Annotated in this window: 1 protein-coding gene; it reads right to left on the reverse strand. The window is 44.9% G+C overall.

Annotated elements, in window-relative coordinates:
- Nucleotides 1-1,993 (reverse strand): DUF4114 domain-containing protein (locus QUA88_RS07005; RefSeq protein WP_333271076.1); only part of this gene is annotated, 1,993 nt, incomplete at both ends.

Raw genomic sequence — 1,993 nt, forward strand, 5'->3', positions numbered from 1 at the left:
TTTGTCAGAGTTTCCGCTGGCAAAACTTCGGGTTGAGTTTCTACCTTTGTCAGAGTTTCCGCTGGCAAAACTGACGGTTTTGTTTCTACTTGTGTCAGAGTTTCCGCTGGCAAAACTTCGGGTTGAGTTTCTACCTTTGTCAGAGTTTCCGCTGGCAAAACTTCGGGTTGAGTTTCTACTTTCGCCTGACTTTCCGCTGGGAAAACTGACGGCTTTGTTTCTACCTTTGTCAGAGTTTCCGCTGGCAAAACTTCGGGTTGAGTTTCTACTTTCTCAGTTGGTATCGTTGCAGCAACTTCCGTCTCAGTAGTAGATTTAGCTGGCAAAGTTGGCGTTGTTGGTGCTTCGGTAACTTGGTCTTTTACCTCAGTTGTCGCTACGGGAAGAGGCGTTTTTTCAACTGGTAATTTTCCAGTATAATCCGCCACAGTATCTTTGCCAGCAGTTGGTGTATTTGTCGCATCTGTTGTCGGCTTTGTATCTACCTTGTCGGTAGTTTCAACTTGAGTCGAATCACCCGAATTATTCGCAATATCTTTGACTTCTTCCTCAGTCGTCACCGCTGGAGTAGTAGGCTTTCCATCTACCTTTTCGGTAGTTTCAACTTGAGTCGAATCACCCGAATTATTCGCAATATCTTTGACTTCTTCCTCAGTCGTCACCGCTGGAGTAGTAGGCTTTGCATCTACCTTGTCGGTAGTTTCAACCTGAGTCGAATCACCCGAATTATTCGCAATATCTTTGACTTCTTCCTCAGTCGTCACCGCTGGAGTAGTAGGATTTGCATCTACCTTATCCGTTGGTACAACCTTGGTTGCATCAGTAGTATTGGTGTCGGTATTTGCGACAGGCGCTGGAGTTTTTGGAGTCTCTATATCTGAAGTTGATGGATTCAGAATTTCCGTTTCTAAATCATCAAGTAAATCGGATAGTTCAGCATCTACATTTGGTTTTGTTTCCGGGGTAATGTAAGGTTTCGCATAAGCAATAAGTGCCTTGCCCAAATCAGTTTTCCGCCACTCTTTATCGGGGTTAATCACACTATCCACCAAAGCAGTTGTTGCCGTCGCACCCCGCACTTGGAAAATGATATCGTTGTAATCCCTGTCAGTCCCCGAATCTAACCGCATATCCTCCATGACAAAGGTATTGCCTTCCCCCGTGACATCCGCAATTTGACCAAAGTGAAATCCCTCCACAGGATTCGCCATTGCCATAGAAAATAAAGGACGTTGAGCACCGCCAGCAGTGGGATTATCAAACACAGACTTTACACTACCATTGGGTACCAACATCACCCCATATTTACCCCCAGCAGTTACTGCAAAACTCTTGACTCCTAAGTAGACTCCTTCGTTGGCATTACTCTCTCCTAACAAACCGGAAAACCGCGCACCTTCTGTAGCATCATTAATCACTACATGACCTTTCACAGAGTTACTTAAGGAACGCGCCGCTACTTCTTTAATGAATGCTTCCGAACCTGGTTCCAATTTGTCTAAATCGTCTAAACTGAAAATAGCTAACTCACCTTGGAACCTCCCACCATCAAATGTGTAGTCTATACTGATTCGACCAGTTTCATCGGTAGTAAATACCCCCGATGTAAAGGGAGAAATTAACTTTTTGTCCGTAGTCGGTTCTGGTTCTTTTTGGGTTTCAGTTGTTGCTACTGTAGTAGTTGAATTCTCTTTCTCTGTTTCTTCCCCGTTGCTAGTGTCAGTATTTGTTTCGTCTTCTGGCTTGCTGGCATCTGGGGAAATAGTAACTACAGTCTCGCCTGTTTTTGGTTCTTGAGTGGCAACAGTTTCGCCTGCAACTGCATCTGTTTTGGCGGCTGCTGTGCTATTTGGATTGTTGGTGGCAGCAGTTTCGCTGGGTTCTTCGGCGGTTGAAATTGCTGAATCGGTTGGTGGTTTGTCTGGTGGAGATGTAGTCTCTTCACTTGGCAGTTTTTCGATAGCAGATTCACTTGTTGCTACAGGTTTTTCTG

Origin of the sequence: Microcoleus sp. D3_18_C2 (assembly GCF_036702395.1) — a bacterium.
In the GTDB taxonomy this organism is placed as follows: Bacteria; Cyanobacteriota; Cyanobacteriia; order Cyanobacteriales; family Microcoleaceae; genus Microcoleus.